The sequence below is a fragment of the Komagataeibacter ossonobensis genome, assembly GCF_057359305.1.
Genome location: NZ_JBXAYQ010000001.1, coordinates 122,738 through 138,405, shown reverse-complemented (window position 1 = coordinate 138,405; position 15,668 = coordinate 122,738). Strand labels below are relative to the sequence as shown.

Sequence of the window (15,668 nt, the reverse complement as noted above, 5' to 3'; positions counted from 1 at the left end):
GTCCGTTCCCCCTGCCTCCCCCTGCCGCCACGGACCACGCGTGCAGCCCGGATGCCGGAACGTGACATACCGGAGTGCGCCTATTTATGAGCAAACGCATGCTGATCGACACGACCCACGCGGAAGAAACCCGCGTGGTCGTGATGGATGGTAACCACCTGGAAGATTACGATGTTGAAGCTGCATCCAAGAAGCAGCTCAAGGGCAACATCTATCTGGCCAAGGTTATCCGCGTGGAACCCAGCCTGCAGGCTGCGTTCGTGGATTACGGCGGTAACCGCCACGGGTTCCTGGCCTTCAGTGAAATCCACCCCGACTATTACCAGATCCCCGTAGCCGACCGCGAAAAGCTGCTGGCGCTGCAGGAGGAGGAACGCCGCGCGGAAGAAGAACGCCGCGCGCGTGACGACGAGGAAGAAGATGCCCCCGCCACCACCGAGGAAGGCGAGGAACCCGGTGAGGACGACGAGCCCGAAACCGTGGGCGGTGAAAACGACACCGGCGACGAAGCCCAGGCCCAGCGCCGCATCGCCCGCTTCCTGCGCAACTACAAGATTCAGGAAGTCATCCGCCGCCGCCAGATCCTGCTGGTGCAGGTGGTCAAGGAAGAACGCGGCAACAAGGGTGCGGCGCTGACCACCTATGTCTCGCTGGCGGGCCGTTACTGCGTGCTCATGCCCAACTCGCTGCGTGGCGGGGGCGTATCACGCAAGATCACCTCGGTAGCCGACCGCCGCCGCCTGCGTGACATCATTACCGAACTGCAGATCCCGCGCGGCATGGCCATGATCGTGCGCACCGCAGGCGCCCAGCGCCCGCGCACCGAAATCATGCGCGACTGCGAATACCTGCTGCGCCTGTGGGACGATATCCGCCAGCACACGCTGGAATCGGTTGCCCCCGCGCTGATCTATGAAGAAGCCAGCCTGATCAAGCGTGCCATCCGCGACATCTACACGCGTGAGGTCAGCGAAATCCTGATCGATGGCGAACCGGGCTGGAAGTCCGCGCGTGAGTTCATGCGCATGCTCATGCCGCAGAACGCGCAGAAGGTGCGGCTGTGGCAGGACCATGAACAGAGCCTGTTCTCCCACTACAAGGTGGAGGGGCTGCTGGATTCCATGCTGTCACCGTCCGTGCAGCTGAAATCGGGTGGCTATCTGGTCATCAACCAGACCGAGGCGCTGGTCGCGATCGACGTGAACTCGGGCCGCGCCACGCGTGAGCGCAATATCGAGGAAACGGCGCTGCGCACCAACCTCGAAGCGGCGGAGGAAGTCGCCCGCCAGCTGCGCCTGCGTGACCTGGCCGGGCTGATCGTCATCGACTTCATCGACATGGAAAGCCGCAAGCATAACGGCATGGTCGAGCGCAAGCTGAAGGACGCGCTGCGCACCGACCGCGCACGCATTCAGGTTGGCCAGATCTCGCATTTCGGCCTGCTGGAAATGTCACGCCAGCGCCTGCGCCCCTCCATTGCCGAATCCGCCTTCATGCCCTGCCCGCACTGTCAGGGCACCGGCATCGTGCGTGGGATCGAAAGCTCGGCGCTGCATGTGCTGCGCGCGATCGAGGAAGAGGGCATGCAGCGCAAGGCGGCGGAAATTTCCGTTGGCGTCACGCCGGAAATCGCCTTCTACATCCTCAACCACAAGCGCAACTGGCTGTCGGAAATCGAAACCCGGCACAAGATGCAGGTCACCTTCGCCCCCGATGCCGCCCTGCAGCCGCAGGACTGCAAGATCGAGCGCGTGCGCCAGCAGACGGCCCGCTTCGACGCGCCGGTGATCGAACAGGCACCGGCTGAAACCGGCCATGTGCGTGAAATCCAGATCCAGGCCGAGCCGCCAGCAGCGGAAACCCCGGCCGAAACCGTGGCCACCACGGAAGAGGACGAGGATATCGCATCGGGCACCGACCATCGCCGTCGCCGCCGTCGCCGTCGCCGTCGTGGCAATGGTACCGCAGCGCAGGGCGCCCAGACGCCAGCGACCGAGGATACGGCACAGGAAGCACCCGCACCGGTCGCACCTTCCACGCCCGCACCGGCTCCTGCACCCGAAGCCTATCGTGGTCCCACCCCGGCTGATCCGTATGGCGATGCGATCATCGACATCTTTGACGTGATCGAACAGACGACCGCCCCCAGCGAAGTGGTTGTGGAAGCCGATCCGGTGGTGGTCGAAGTGGAAGAGGCAGCCCCGGCCCCGGTGGCCGAGGAAGAAACCACCAAGCCACGCCGCACGCGTCGCCGTACGCGCCGTCGCACCACCCCGGTGGAAAACGGGGCGACACCGGTTGCACAGGAAGCCGAGGCATCCCCCGCCCCGGCCGCCGAAGCCACCCCGCCTGCCGTGGAAGCCGAACCCGCAGCCGTCCCCGCACCTGCGGAACCGGCAGCGGAAGAAGCGCCCAAGCCGCGCCGTCGTCGTGCCAGCACGACCACCACGCGCCGCACCGGCACCCGCCGCAAGGTCGCTGATGAGGCCGTAGAAGCGGAAACCTCGGCAACGGAAGCCGAGGCGAAACCGGTGGAAGAAAAGGCAACCGAGGAAGCAGCCCCGGCCAAACCCGCGCGCAAGCGTGCGGCCAGCCGCAGCACGGGCACGACGGCGACCACACGCCGCCGCACCACCCGCGCGGCGGCAAAGGTTGAGGACAAGGCCGGGGAACCGGCGGCGGAAACGCCTGCCGCCCCGACCAAAGCCGAAGCCACGGCCACGGAAGAAGCCCCCAAGCGTCGCCGCACCACCACGCGCCGCAAGAAGGCAGAACCCGCGCCGGAAGCGGAAGCTGCACAAACCGTAGCCGACACAGCGGACGCCGCACCGGAAAAGGCAGAAAAGCCCGCCCCGAAAAAGCGGACCACAACCCGCAAGGCGGCCACGACCACGCCGGCAACCCGTCGCCGCCGCAAGAAGGCCGATGAGGAGGCTGAAGCCACGGGCACCACGGCGGACGCCGCGCCGCCCCCGATCGATGTGGACGCCACTCCGGCCCCGCGCCGTCGCACGGGATGGTGGAAGCGCTGATAACAGCGTGACTGACTGACCGGTAAAAAACCTGCCTTCGCAAGAAGGCAGGTTTTTTTATGCCCGGTCAGCGCTTGATACCCACCTGGATTAAAAGTTCCGGATACTGATTTTCTTAAAAACCGTTGCGTAGAAACTTTTATTTTTTCCCGTCAATGTATCATGACCATACATATATTATGCATGACCTGATCATGTAAAAACTTTACAGTCAGAGAACCGTCATAACCATAACCCTGGTCGGCCGCGAAAGCTTCAGTCAACTCAGCAACCTGCTGCGTCCGGCCCCCGACCAATCCGGTCATGGTTCTGCCGTGGCGTGGGCCATCCAGGTTAAAGACCTGACCACATGGAACGACAGTCCCATGGCCCTGATCCTGCAGAACCGCATTGATGAACTGCCTTGCGTGCCGAAGCCGCTTGCCCATCCGGCCCTGATTGTCGTTTTCTTCGACATGGAGAATCCGCCCTTTGACCGCCCCCATGGCAAAGGCTGTCTGATCCGCCAATACACCACGACCGACAGGCTGGTACCGCTGACCGCAACCATCCATTTCTTCAGGCCCTTCCCGATACGCTGGACACATGTCGAAGGTGACCACCGGTCAGGAAGATGCCGGGGGCCTGCCAATCGACATACACACCCTGCCAGATGATGACGCGGGACGCGATGCCGTCTTCAATGACCTGTAACGCCATGACCGGACCAAGGTGGGCGTCTACCCGACCGCAGTGCGGTATGGGGTCGGGCTGGAGGATTTCGTGTTCCAGATCGGCTCGGAAGAAAAAGTCCATCTGGTCTGGGTTGATGACCAAATCGCCTATTTTTTCCGTACACCCGGTGGGGAATGGCACTGCTCGTGCCAGTTTTACTGACGCGCACGACCAGAAATCAAAGCTCCCGGGAGCCTTCTGTTTTCAAACAGAAGGCATTTTCCGAAGCTTTTTGAAAAAAGCTTCACCAAAAACATCTTTACGATTGACCGCCATCCGGCAGGGCGGGCGCGGTTTCCCACCCGGGGCCGATAATGGCGGCACTACGGCGGCCCAGCCCGTCATTGCGCAGGACAATCATGTTCTGCTCCTCCAGATAGGCCAGCTGCCGCCGGGCGCGCCCCAGGGAATGGGTGCCGTATGTGCGGGCAATCAGACTGTCGGATGGGCAGGGTTCGCCATGCAGGGCGGCGCGTGCGATCAGCAGGAAAATGCCCTGCACGTCATCGGGTAGCACGCCTGCCATCTGTTCGGCCTGCCGCCACTGGCCGCTTTCCGCCGTCTGGGCATCCACACCGGCCTTGGCGACCGCCAGCAGGCGGCGGAAGCGCGGCATGTCCAGCGCATCACGTCCCATACCCTCGATCCGGCAGCGGACAAGGAAGTCCTGATACAGTACATGCACGGGACGGAAGCCCGCGTCCTCGTCACGCAGGATATCGCTCAGGATCTCGATAAAGCGCAGCCGCTGGGCTGCCGCATCCACCGGTGCTGCGTCCGGTTCCTCTTCCGCTGCGTCCACCGTCGCGGTTTCGGCATGGGCGGCAAGCTGGGACAGGATATCGGGTGGCGGGCTGAAACTGCGTGGCTGACGGGCCGGAACCTCACGTTCGGGCACGGGGGTCAGGATCAGTTCACGGATCTCGTCCCCCGCAGGCACCGGATCAAACGGCATGAGCGTGGGACCGGCCGAACGACTTTCGGTTTCCACCGGCCCGATCTTCACCGCAAGCGGCCTGCGGGATATGGCGGGGCCGAGGGCTACGAAATAACCGCGTTCAAGGTCACGGAAACTCTCGGCCTGCCGCCGCTCCATACCCAGCAGGTCAGCCGCCCGCATCATGTCGATATCAAGGAAGGTGCGGCCCATGAGGAAGTTCGAGGCCTCGGCCGCGACATTCTTCGCCAGCTTGGCCAGGCGCTGGGTCGCGATCACACCCGCCAGCCCACGCTTGCGCCCACGGCACATAAGGTTGGTCATGGCGCCAAGTGAGGCCCGACGCGCTTCGTCCGACACCTCGCCCGCCGCCGCAGGCGCAAAAAGCTGGGCTTCATCCACCACGACCAGCACGGGGTACCAGTAGTCACGCGGCACCTCGAACATGCCACCGAGGAAGGCTGCGGCGCGGCGTATCTGCACCTCCGCATCCACGCCCTCAAGGTTCAGCACGACGGAGGCCCGGTGCACGCGCATCCGCTCCCCCGCCGCCTGCAATGCGGCCTCGGTATGTTCGGCGGCGTCAATGACCAGATGGCCGTAACGTTCGGCAAGGCTGACGAAATCGCCTTCGGGGTCGATGATCGCCTGCTGCACCATACGCGCGGACTGTTCCAGCAGGCGGCGCAGCAGGTGTGACTTGCCCGACCCGGAATTGCCCTGCACCAGCAGGCGGGTGGACAGCAGTTCCGCCAGGTCCATCGTCACGGGGGCATCCGTCGCCATGGCCCCGCGCCGTTCACCAATCGTGATCGCAACACTCATGGCGCTGACGGATACCGCCCGCGCTGCGAGTCCCGCAACCACTCCCATGCCCCCTGCCCCGCCATGTGCCCGGTCGCGATGCAGCCCTGCAGCAGATAACCGCCGGTCGGGGCCTCCCAGTCCAGCATTTCACCGGCAGCAAAAACACCAGGCAACGCACGCAGCATGAAATGTTCATCCAGCGCGGGCCACGCGATTCCCCCCGCGACCGAAATGGCGCGGTCCAGTGCCGCAGGCGCACGCAGCACCACCGGCACGGCCTTGACCAGACGGGCAAGGGCCGCGGGATCGCGCGGGGGCGGTCCCCCGTCACCTTCGCGCAGCAGGGCAATGGCCACGGGGGGCAACCGCAGCGCCTTGCGCAATGTATTGGACAGGCTTTCACGCGAACGTACGCGGGCAATGCGGGTAGCGATTTCCGCCACATCCAGCGCGGGACGCAGGTCGATATGGACCAGCGCATGGCCATCACGGGCAATCCGGCCCCGAATCGCGGCCGACAGGGCATAGACCGCCCCGCCTTCAATCCCCGTACCGGTCACCACCGCCTCGCCCCGCACCGTGTCGGCCCCATCCAGCGTAAGTGCGATGCCCCGCAGCGGCGTGCCAGCGAAACGGCTGGTAAACGGCGCACCCCAGCCGGTCACGAAGCCACAATTGGCCGGGGCAAAGGGTTTTACATCCACATCATGGTCCAGAAGGCGCGCCCGCCATGCGCCATCCGATCCCAGCCGTGCCCAGCTTGCGCCACCCAGCGCCAGCACCGTAGCGTTGACCCGCCACGATGCCGGGCCACCGGGACCCGTAACCCGCAGCCTGCCATCCGCATCCCACCCGTCCCAGCGGTGGCGCGTCAGCAGCCGCACGCCGCCTGCCGCCAGCCGCGCCAGCCATGCCCGCAACAGCGGCGACGCCTTCATGGCACGGGGAAAGATACGTCCGCTGCTGCCGGTAAAGCAGGGCTGGCCCAGCCCTTCGGCCCACTGCACCATGTCCTGCGGGGTAAAGGCCCGCAGGGCGCGTTCCATCATCGGGCGTGCGGCGCCATAACGGGCGGCAAAGGCGTCGGCCGGTTCGGAATGGGTCAGGTTGAGGCCCCCCCGCCCGGCCATGAGCAGCTTGCGCCCCATGGTGGGCATCTGTTCCACCACGCTGACGCCACACCCGTGGGCGGACAGGATTTCGGCCGCGGCAAGACCCGCAGGCCCACCGCCAATAACCGCGATGTGCGGCCTGAAAACGAATTCGGTCATCAGATGATATAATCGATCGGCGGCAGCATCTGGTCCATGGTAAAGGCCGGCAGGCTGGAATGCCGCGTGCCCACGATACGGGCGGGATTGCCCACCACGGTCGTGTAGGCGGGCACGGATTCCAGTACGATGGAGCCAGCGCCGACCTTCGCCCCCTCGCCAATTTCGATATTGCCCAGGATCTTGGCCCCCGCCCCGATCAGCACGCCACGGCGCACCTTGGGGTGGCGGTCGCCAACGTTCTTGCCCGTCCCCCCAAGGGTCACGCCCTGCAGCAGGGACACGTCGTCCTCCAGCACCGATGTCTCACCAATGACGATGCCCGTGCCATGGTCCAGCAGGATACGCCGCCCCAGCCTTGCCGCGGGGTGGATATCAACGGCAAACAGTTCGGAACACCGGCTTTGCAGGTGCAGGGCAAGGTAGCTGCGATTGTTGTGCCACAGCCAGTGCGCCACGCGGTAGCTCTGCACCGCGTGATAGCCCTTGAAGAACAGGAAGGGGGTCACGTAATTGGCCGTGGCCGGATCGCGTTCACGGATGGCGACAAGGTCGGCCGCCGCCGCACTGACAATATCGGGATCGGCGTCGAACACCTCGCTCACCAGTTCGGCCAGCGCGTCATCCGCCACCGACCGGTCCCCCAGCTTGCGTCCGATCAGGGCGGCCAGCGCACAGCGGAAGGACGCATGGTTGCGGATGCCGGTGGCCAGCAGGCCCTTGACCAGCGGATCATTGCACCCGCACGCGCCGTTCACGATTTCCTGCCACAGCGCGATGGGGTCCACATGCCCCAGCGTTGGCGGCATGACGGGACGCGTGCGTGTATCCATGGGAATGCCAGCAGGCTGCTTTTCAGACATAAGCCATCCGTTCCGGCCCCTTGGGGCCTGTTAGTCGTCGCGATCCCGTTTTACAGGCCCATCGCGTGCCGGGCAAAGCTGCGGCGCAGCGGGGTGATGCGGTTGACGGTCGCAAGCCCCACGTCACGCGCCAGCCGCAGGACCGGGTTATCATTGCCAAACAGCCGTTCCAGCGCATCGGTCGCCACCAGCATGAGCATGTTGGCGGGACGGCAGCGGGCCTGGTACCGGCGCAGCACATCCGCCGCCCCCACATCCCCGCCACCGGCATGCACGCGGCCAAGGATATCGGCCATGGCAATCACGTCACGGAAACCAAGGTTCAGCCCCTGTCCCGCAATAGGGTGGATGCCATGCGCCGCATCCCCCACCAGGACGAGGCGCGTATCAACATAACGCTGTGCGTACTGCGCGGAAAGCGGATAGACCCACCGCCGCCCCACCGGGTTGACCGCGCCCAGCCAGTCATCACCCATGCGGCGGCGGATTTCGTGCGCGAAGGCATCATGCGGCAGGTCGGCCAGACGGTGGGCGACCTTCTCGCTTTCGGTCCAGACAAGGGCGGACAGGTTGGGGTGTTCGGCCGTGCCTGCCATGGGCAGTTGCGCAAACGGGCCGGCCGGCAGGAAATGTTCCAGCGCGCGGCCCCCATGCGGGCGTTCATGGGCCACGGCGCAGACGATGCCGCACTGGTTGTAGGGCAGGCGCGTAACCGCAATGCGGGCCTGTTCGCGCAGCGGGCTGCGCCGCCCTTCGGCCGCGACCACCAGGCGCGCATGGATTACCCGCCCGCTGCTGGTGCGGATGACCGCGCCATCGGGGCTGCGGGTCACGACCCCTTCATCGGGGGCGAAAACATGCAGGCCGGGCGTCGCATGCAGGCTTGCGTTCAGCGCCACGCGCAGGGCACGCGCCTCGATCATCGCGCCAAAGGGCTGGTCGGCATCGCCGCGCCCGAATTCAAGGAACAGGGGCGACGGCGGCCGACCCGGACGGCCATCGGTCACGCGGATTTCACGAATGTCGCACGATTCCATGGGCAGGCGCTGCCACACGCCCGCTTCCTCCAGCAGGCGGCGCGATCCTGCGGCGATGGCATAGGCGCGGCCATCGAAGGCGGGATGTTCCATCGGCGGCAGGGCCGCGCGGTCAATGATCGCAACCTGCATGCCATCAGCGGCCAGACGGCAGGCAAGGGTCGCACCCACCGGCCCAGCCCCCACAATGCAGACATCGACCTCAAGAGGTCCGGGCACGGTGTGGGATGACATGTTCGCGGTCATTTCGTTTCCTGTTCTGGCCCGTTGCGGGCAGGGACGGCAAGCCTGCCGGATTTACGCCCCTCCACGGGGACGACACAAGCGCGCTTAACACATCGGGTGCGCCAAGGCGGATGACATGCATCACCCGATCAGGGTATAGACGGAACGTTACCTTGCCTTTCACACACGGTCATCCCGGCCGGACAGCAGAATGGAGACGCGGTGAGATGAAGCTTGTCACAGCCATCATCAAGCCTTTCAAGCTCGACGATGTGCGTGAAGCCCTGACCCCGCTGGGGATACAGGGGCTGACCGTATCGGAAGTCAAGGGCTTTGGCCGGCAGAAGGGCCAGACCGAAATCTATCGCGGGGCGGAATACCACGTCAGCTTCCTGCCCAAGATCAAGATCGAGGTCGCCGTGACCGACGACCTGGTGGAACAGGCGGTGGAAACGATCCTGGAAGCCGCCCATACCGGCAAGATCGGCGATGGCAAGATCTTCATTTCCCCCCTCGACAGCGTCATCCGCATCCGCACGCGCGAAACCGGCGACAGCGCGCTGTAAACCGCGTGTTTTTTACAACCGTCATTTCAGGACCGACCCACTCAATGGCCACATCATTCCGTTTCAAGATCGCGACCGCGTCCGTACTCGCCCTTGCCCTGTCCACCGGTGCCGCACACGCGCGCGAAACCTCCAAGTCGTGCCACCAGAAGTTCACCACCGCCCGCACCGCGGGCACGCTGAACGGACAGAGCTACAAGGATTTCAAGACCGCCCAGTGCGGTGATGCTGCAACACCGGATACCAAGACCACCGAAACGGCAGCCCCTGCGGCCAGCCCTGTCGCGGCACCAGCGGCACCCAAGGCAACCCCGGCAGCAGCCCCCGCCCCCGTATCCACCAGTGCGACGCTGCCCGACGCCATTTCCGCAAAATACAGCAAGGAAGCCGCAGGCAAGGCCCGCATGCACACCTGCCTTGACCAGTACAACACCAACAAGGCCGCCAACGCCAATGGCGGCCTGCGCTGGATCCAGAAGGGCGGTGGATATTACAGCGTGTGCAACGCCAAGCTGAAGGGCTGATCCACCCCGATCACCACGGCGGTTATCCCAGGCCCGGCGGACCATGCCGGGCCTGATTTTTTAAAAGACTGTTTAAAAACAATTGACTGGTCAAAAAACAAAAGTTTTGGGGTGCCCCCTTTTTTCAAAAACTTCTTTTAATCCCAAGCTGTCATGATCTGGTTTTTCAAACAGTCTCTTTAAAATAAAGTCCGCGTCCAGAAACCTCTGTTTCCCAAGTAATCCCTTATCTGGTGGGCTGCCGTGGCGCGGGCCGGATGAAGATCTGGTTGGTGGCATAGGATATCCACACCTGATGGGTGGCGAACCAGTCCGACCCCAGCAGCATTTCCAGATGTTCGCGTAACGGCGCCACCGTCAGCGTGACATTACGTTCCAGCTCATGACCAACCTGCAGGCTGTCGAAGCGGTGCCAGTGATAGATATCCTTGTGCCCGTCCACGCTGGCGGTCACGCCACCGGGATCGCGGTCAAGCTGTGACTGGCTGACACCGGCGCGATGCGCGACCTCTGGCGAGACAATGCGTGAGCGCGCGCCACTGTCCAGCAGGGCCGTGACCGGCCTGCCATCCAGCTTCACTTCCAGCAGGAAACGGTTGTCCTGCCTGTGCAGCGGCACGGTTTCATACGGCCCGTCCCATGCCGGTGGTGGCGCACAGGCCATGGATCGATGCTGGATGTTCCACAATGTCAGCATGCCGCCAGACACATTCATATCCAGATCGAATCGCGACAGGATATCGCCCCCCAGCAGCCCCGCCACCGGGGGATGGATCATCGGCTGGCCCGGCAGTTCACCCACCGGCACCGAACGCGCGCCGAAATCAACGCCGCCCACCCGCAGGTCCGGCACCAGGGCGTTCGGTGTCGCCTGTGCCGTGCCACCCGTGCCGTGGATGACAGTTTCATGGTCGGGATCAAGCCGCAGCCGCAGGTAGCCAACCATGTCAGGGGTCAGCAGGCCGCCATCCGATCCCGTATCCACCAGCGCGCTGAGGTCATGGCCCGCAATGCTGACGACAATGGACAGGTACCCCCCGTCATCACGCAGCGGCACCTGCGCCACGCGTTCATGGTTGCACAGGCGCGGCACCGTATCCTGTGCCGCCACAGCCGATGTGACCGGCAGGCCAGCCCCCACGGCGGCAGCAAGCCCCCACGCCGCAAGCCAGTTACGAATTCCCGCCACTACGCCAGTCGTCCGGCCATGGTGTCGGTTGCATCCAGCAGGGCAGACAGGATACCCGGCTCGGTCATGGCGTGGGCCGCGGTGTCAATGATCCGGAAATCCGCCTCGGGCCATGCGCGGTGCAGATCCCACGCGGTGCGCATTGGCGTAGTGACGTCATAGCGCCCCTGCACGATAATGGCGGGGATATCACGGATACGGCCGACATCACGGATCAGCTGCCCTTCGTCCAGCCATCCGGCATTGATGAAGTAATGGTTTTCGATACGCGAAAACGCCAGCGCGTAACGTGGGTCGGCATGCTGGATAATGGTGTCCGACGCGGGCAGCAGGGTAATGGTGCGCCCTTCCCACATGCTCCACGCAATGGCGGCGTTCATCTGCACATCCGGGTCCGGGCCGGTCAGCTGTCGGTGATAGGCCGCCATCAGGTCATCGCGCTCATCGGGCGGAATGGGGGCGACAAACTGTTCCCACAGGTCGGGAAACAGCCATGACGCGCCATCCTGGTAATACCACAGCAGTTCCGCCCGGCGCAGGGTGAAGATACCGCGCAGCACCAGCGCGCTGACATGGTCGGGATGCGCCTGTGCATAGGCCAGCGCCAGCGTTGACCCCCACGACCCGCCAAACACCATCCATTCCTGCGCACCCGTCATGACACGCAGCCGCTCGATATCCGCCACAAGGTGCCATGTCGTATTGTTGACAAGGGCGGCATGCGGGGTCGATCGCCCGCAGCCACGCTGGTCAAACAGCAGGATGCGGTAGCGGTCGGGATCGAACATCTGGCGCTGGAAGGCCGAACAGCCGCCACCGGGACCGCCATGCAGGAAAACCACCGGGATGCCGTCGGGATTGCCGCACAGTTCCCAGTAAATGCGATGCCCCTCGCCCGTATCAAGCCAGCCGTGATCGTAAGGGGCGATCGGGGGATAGGGAAACCGCTGGGACATGGGCAATCCTGTTCATCGTGCAGTATCGGGCGGGGTATCGGTGGCATGGGGATGGGCCTGTGTCCAGACATCCATCAGCCTGGCTTCGTCCGCCAGCGTATAACGCTGCGTGGTGGACAGGCTGGCATGACCCAGCAGATCCTGTATCACGCGCAGGTCGGCTCCCCCCTCCATAAGGTGGGTGGCGAAGGAATGTCGCAGGGCATGCGGGGTGGCATGGTCCGGCAGGCTCGCCATGTGCCGCCACGTGCGCATGGCGCGCTGGGCAATGCCCGCCTGCAGGCGACCGCCGCGCACGCCCACGAACAATGGCGCATCGGGCTGCGGCAGCGGATGCACGCCCCGCCAGCGCAACAGCGCCTGCATGACCTGTGGCAGTACCGGCACCATGCGTTCCTTCCCGCCCTTGCCCCGTATGCGCAGCACGCCATCACCCTTCGCGCCATCGCCAAGGGTGCGGGCCTGATCCAGATCACGCACATCCAGCGTCAGGGCTTCGGAAATACGCAGGCCACAGCCGTACAGCAGCATGAACAATGCCCCGTCGCGCACCCGTGCCATGGGGGTATGGGCAATGTCGGATATCCCTTCGGGCACCTCCAGCGCCTGTGCCTGTGGCAGCGGGCGGGGCAGCGGGCGGCGCGTGCGCGGCGTGGTCAGCAGGCCCGGTGCGGGATTGTCAACACCATGATAGCGCGCCAGATAACGGTAAAAGGACCGTAGCGCCGAAACCCGGCGCGCGCGCGTACGCGCGGCGCGGTCCTGTGTCGTGGGGCGACGGCCGCTCAGGGCCGCGGCATGTTCATGGGCCAGCCATGCCCGCAGGTCGGCCAGCGACAGGCCTGCCAGCGACCCCAGATCCGGCGCGCCCCCCAGATGCGTGGTCAGGAATGCAAGGAACCGGTCCAGATCCCCCCGATAGGCCGTAAGCGTCAGGGTTGCGGCACGGCGTTCGGTTTCCATCCATTGCAGGAAGGCGTCACGTGCTTCGGTTGCCATCATGTCCTGCGCCCTTTCATCTTGCCGCCACGTAGCCTTAAAGATTTTCTGGAAATAACGCTTTGATAAAAAATAATAAAAGTTTTTGAGTGTCGCCTTTTTCCAAAAAGGCGACGTTCTGCGCAGCTTTTTGAAAAAAGCTTCACCAAAAACTTCTTTATGATTGCTGGCTGTCTCACAGGCAGGCTTTTCAGACAGTTCCTTATGATGGTGTGCGCCATGCGCAAATGATGGACAAGACACGGGCGATGCCTGACGGTAGAAAAACACATGCCGCATCGCAATGCTTCACAACCGGACCTGCTGCCTACCCCTGCTGATGGTCGGGTGCGGGTCATGCTGACCCTGCCCTTTGCCGGGCCGCTGGACTACCTGCTGCCGCCACGGCTGGCCAATGTGCGGCCCGGTGATATCGTCAGCGTGCCACTGGGCCGCCGCACCGAAACGGGCGTGGTCTGGGACGTGACATCGCACCTGCCCCCCGAATTCACCCCGCCTGCGCCAAAGGAAGTGGCGACATCCCGCCTGAAACCCGTAGCGAGCCGTCTTGACCTGCCACCGCTGCCCGCGCAGTTGCGGCAGTTCGTGGACTGGGTGGCGGCCTATACCCTTTCTCCGCCGGGCATGGTGCTGGCCATGGCGTTGCGCGCCAACGCGCTGGCCCCGCTGCCGCGTCCCGCTACCGGGTGGACCGTGGCCCCGGCGCGGCCCACGGACCTGCGCCTGACACCAGCACGGCAAAAAGTGCTGGATATCGCAGCCAGTGGCGCGCCCCTGACCACGACGGAACTGGCCCGCCGCGCCGGCGTGGGGGCCGCCGTGATACGCGGCCTGGCACAGGCGGGCGCATTGCAGGCGGTTGAAATCGCCCCGCCGCCGCCCTTCAGCAATCCCGATCCCGCGCATTGTCCCCCGGTGCTGGAGGGCGATCAGGCGACGGTCGCCACCGAATTGCGCGCCCGCGTGGCGGAAAACGGCTTTTCCATCACCCTGCTGGAAGGGGTAACCGGATCCGGCAAGACCGAGATTTACATGGAAGCCATAGCCGCCTGTATCGCAGCGGGGCGGCAGGCGCTGGTGCTGCTGCCCGAAATCGCGCTGTCGGCCCAGTGGACCGGGCGGTTTGCCCGCCGCTTTGGCGCGGAACCCGCCCTGTGGCATTCCGACCTTGGATCGCGCCTGCGCCGGGTGACATGGCGGGCAGTGGCCGATGGCACGACACGGGTCGTGGTCGGCGCGCGGTCGGCGCTGTTCCTGCCATTTGACCAGCTTGGCCTGATCATTGTCGATGAGGAACACGAAACCGCCTTCAAGCAGGAAGACGGCGTGACCTACCACGCCCGCGACATGGCGGTGGTCCGCGCGCGCATGAGTGGGGCGCCCGTGGTTCTGGTTTCCGCCACGCCCAGCCTTGAAAGTCTGGCCAATGTGGGCGCGGGCCGGTACCGGCACCTGAAGCTGGGGGCACGCCACGGCAACGCCAGCATGCCGGATGTGGAAACGCTGGACATGCGCGCGGCCCCGCCCGAACGCGGGCTGTTCCTGTCACCCACCCTGACCGGCGCGATCAATGATGCGATCGGGCGCGGGGAACAGGCGATGCTGTTCCTCAACCGCCGGGGCTACGCGCCGCTGACGCTGTGCCGCACCTGTGGCCACCGCATGCAGTGCCCCAACTGCACCGCGTGGCTGGTGGAACACCGTGCGCGCCATATCCTGACCTGCCACCATTGCGGGTATGACGAACCCATTCCCCAGACCTGCCCCAAATGCGCCGATGCCGACAGCCTGACCCCCATCGGCCCCGGCGTGGAGCGGATAACCGAAGAAGCCCGCGCCACCTTCCCCGATGCGCGGATACTGGTCATGGCCAGCGATACGCTGAATGGCCCTGCCGCCACCGCCGCTGCCGTCGAGCGCATAGCACGGCGCGAGATCGACCTTGTGATCGGCACGCAGATCGTGGCCAAGGGCTGGCATTTCCCGCACCTGACGCTGGTGGGAATCGTGGATGCCGACCTGGGCCTGGGAGGAGGCGACCTGCGCGCATCCGAGCGCACGGTGCAGCTATTGCACCAGGTCGCAGGCCGCGCGGGCCGTGCCGAAGCACCGGGCCGCGTGCTGCTGCAAAGCTACGTGCCCGACCACCCGGTCATGCAGGCGCTGGTATCGGGCGATTTCGCAAGCTTCATGGAACAGGAAGCCGAGCAGCGCCGTCCTGGCTTCTGGCCCCCTTACGGGCGGCTGGCTGCCCTGATCGTCAGTGCCGAAATGCCTGATGCGGCAGACCTGACCGCACGCGCACTGGGCCAGAACGCGCCCCGGATGGATGGCGTGCAGGTACTGGGTCCGGCACCGGCGCCACTGGCCATTTTGCGCGGACGGCACCGTTTCCGCCTGCTGCTGCGCGCGCGGCGCAATATCGCGGTGCAGCCGATCGTGCGCGAATGGCTGTCGCGCGTAAAACCCGAACGCGGGTCACGGATCGATGTGGATATCGATCCGGTCTCGTTTTTATAGATCACTGATAAAAAAACAAAAGTCTTTG

The 15,668-nt window shown here is 64.7% G+C and carries 13 protein-coding genes; 4 read left to right on the top strand and 9 right to left on the bottom strand.

The window, feature by feature from the left end; all coding sequences use genetic code 11:
* The first annotated feature begins 86 nt into the window (after positions 1-86).
* A complete protein-coding gene (locus AC1RQ9_RS00650; RefSeq protein ID WP_485985198.1) occupies positions 87-3,032 on the top strand; it encodes an Rne/Rng family ribonuclease in 2,946 nt (981 codons plus the stop codon).
* Positions 3,033-3,184: 152 nt separating this feature from the next.
* Here AC1RQ9_RS00650 and AC1RQ9_RS00645 read toward each other — a convergent pair whose 3' ends face one another.
* From AC1RQ9_RS00645 to AC1RQ9_RS00620, 6 genes are all read right to left on the bottom strand, one after another.
* A complete protein-coding gene (locus tag AC1RQ9_RS00645; RefSeq protein ID WP_485985197.1) occupies positions 3,185-3,634 on the bottom strand; it encodes a hypothetical protein in 450 nt (149 codons plus the stop codon).
* Positions 3,591-3,848 carry a hypothetical protein gene (locus tag AC1RQ9_RS00640; protein WP_485985196.1) on the bottom strand — a complete coding sequence of 86 codons (258 nt, stop codon included), beginning with the start codon at positions 3,846-3,848 and terminating at the stop codon, positions 3,591-3,593. The genes AC1RQ9_RS00645 and AC1RQ9_RS00640 overlap by 44 nt, the downstream gene beginning before the upstream one ends.
* A gap of 157 nt (positions 3,849-4,005) precedes the next feature.
* Positions 4,006-5,508, bottom strand: coding sequence for a helicase HerA domain-containing protein (locus AC1RQ9_RS00635; protein WP_485985404.1), 1,503 nt, complete (start codon positions 5,506-5,508; stop codon positions 4,006-4,008).
* The gene (locus tag AC1RQ9_RS00630; RefSeq protein WP_485985195.1) at positions 5,505-6,761 is read right to left on the bottom strand and encodes a TIGR03862 family flavoprotein; all 1,257 of its coding nucleotides are present in this window, start codon (positions 6,759-6,761) and stop codon (positions 5,505-5,507) included. Before AC1RQ9_RS00630 ends, AC1RQ9_RS00635 begins: the two co-directional genes overlap by 4 nt.
* On the bottom strand, positions 6,761-7,570 hold the full coding sequence (gene cysE, locus AC1RQ9_RS00625; RefSeq protein WP_227002512.1) for a serine O-acetyltransferase: 810 nt from the start codon (positions 7,568-7,570) through the stop codon (positions 6,761-6,763). Before cysE ends, AC1RQ9_RS00630 begins: the two co-directional genes overlap by 1 nt.
* A 104-nt stretch (positions 7,571-7,674) precedes the next feature.
* The gene (locus tag AC1RQ9_RS00620) at positions 7,675-8,907 is read right to left on the bottom strand and encodes a UbiH/UbiF/VisC/COQ6 family ubiquinone biosynthesis hydroxylase (protein ID WP_485985194.1); all 1,233 of its coding nucleotides are present in this window, start codon (positions 8,905-8,907) and stop codon (positions 7,675-7,677) included.
* A gap of 206 nt (positions 8,908-9,113) precedes the next feature.
* On the opposite strand from AC1RQ9_RS00620, the gene AC1RQ9_RS00615 reads away from it, so the two are divergent.
* Both AC1RQ9_RS00615 and AC1RQ9_RS00610 read left to right on the top strand, forming a co-directional pair.
* Positions 9,114-9,452, top strand: coding sequence for a P-II family nitrogen regulator (locus AC1RQ9_RS00615; protein WP_010507216.1), 339 nt, complete (start codon positions 9,114-9,116; stop codon positions 9,450-9,452).
* Between the two features lie 44 nt (positions 9,453-9,496).
* The gene (locus AC1RQ9_RS00610; RefSeq protein WP_485985193.1) at positions 9,497-9,976 is read left to right on the top strand and encodes a hypothetical protein; all 480 of its coding nucleotides are present in this window, start codon (positions 9,497-9,499) and stop codon (positions 9,974-9,976) included.
* Positions 9,977-10,202: 226 nt separating this feature from the next.
* Here AC1RQ9_RS00610 and AC1RQ9_RS00605 read toward each other — a convergent pair whose 3' ends face one another.
* From AC1RQ9_RS00605 to AC1RQ9_RS00595, 3 genes are read right to left on the bottom strand one after another with little or no spacing between them, the layout of a single operon-like run.
* Positions 10,203-11,156 carry an aspartyl protease family protein gene (locus AC1RQ9_RS00605; RefSeq protein WP_485985403.1) on the bottom strand — a complete coding sequence of 318 codons (954 nt, stop codon included), beginning with the start codon at positions 11,154-11,156 and terminating at the stop codon, positions 10,203-10,205.
* An 8-nt stretch (positions 11,157-11,164) separates the two neighbouring features.
* Entirely contained in the window at positions 11,165-12,121 is a 957-nt protein-coding gene (gene pip / locus AC1RQ9_RS00600) for a prolyl aminopeptidase (protein ID WP_485985192.1), read from the bottom strand.
* A 12-nt stretch (positions 12,122-12,133) separates the two neighbouring features.
* Complete coding sequence (locus AC1RQ9_RS00595; RefSeq protein WP_485985191.1) at positions 12,134-13,123, bottom strand: tyrosine recombinase XerC; 990 nt, start codon at positions 13,121-13,123, stop codon at positions 12,134-12,136.
* Positions 13,124-13,390: 267 nt separating this feature from the next.
* Between AC1RQ9_RS00595 and AC1RQ9_RS00590 the strand changes: the two genes are divergently transcribed.
* Positions 13,391-15,640, top strand: coding sequence for a primosomal protein N' (locus tag AC1RQ9_RS00590; protein ID WP_485985190.1), 2,250 nt, complete (start codon positions 13,391-13,393; stop codon positions 15,638-15,640).
* Positions 15,641-15,668: the final 28 nt, after the last annotated feature.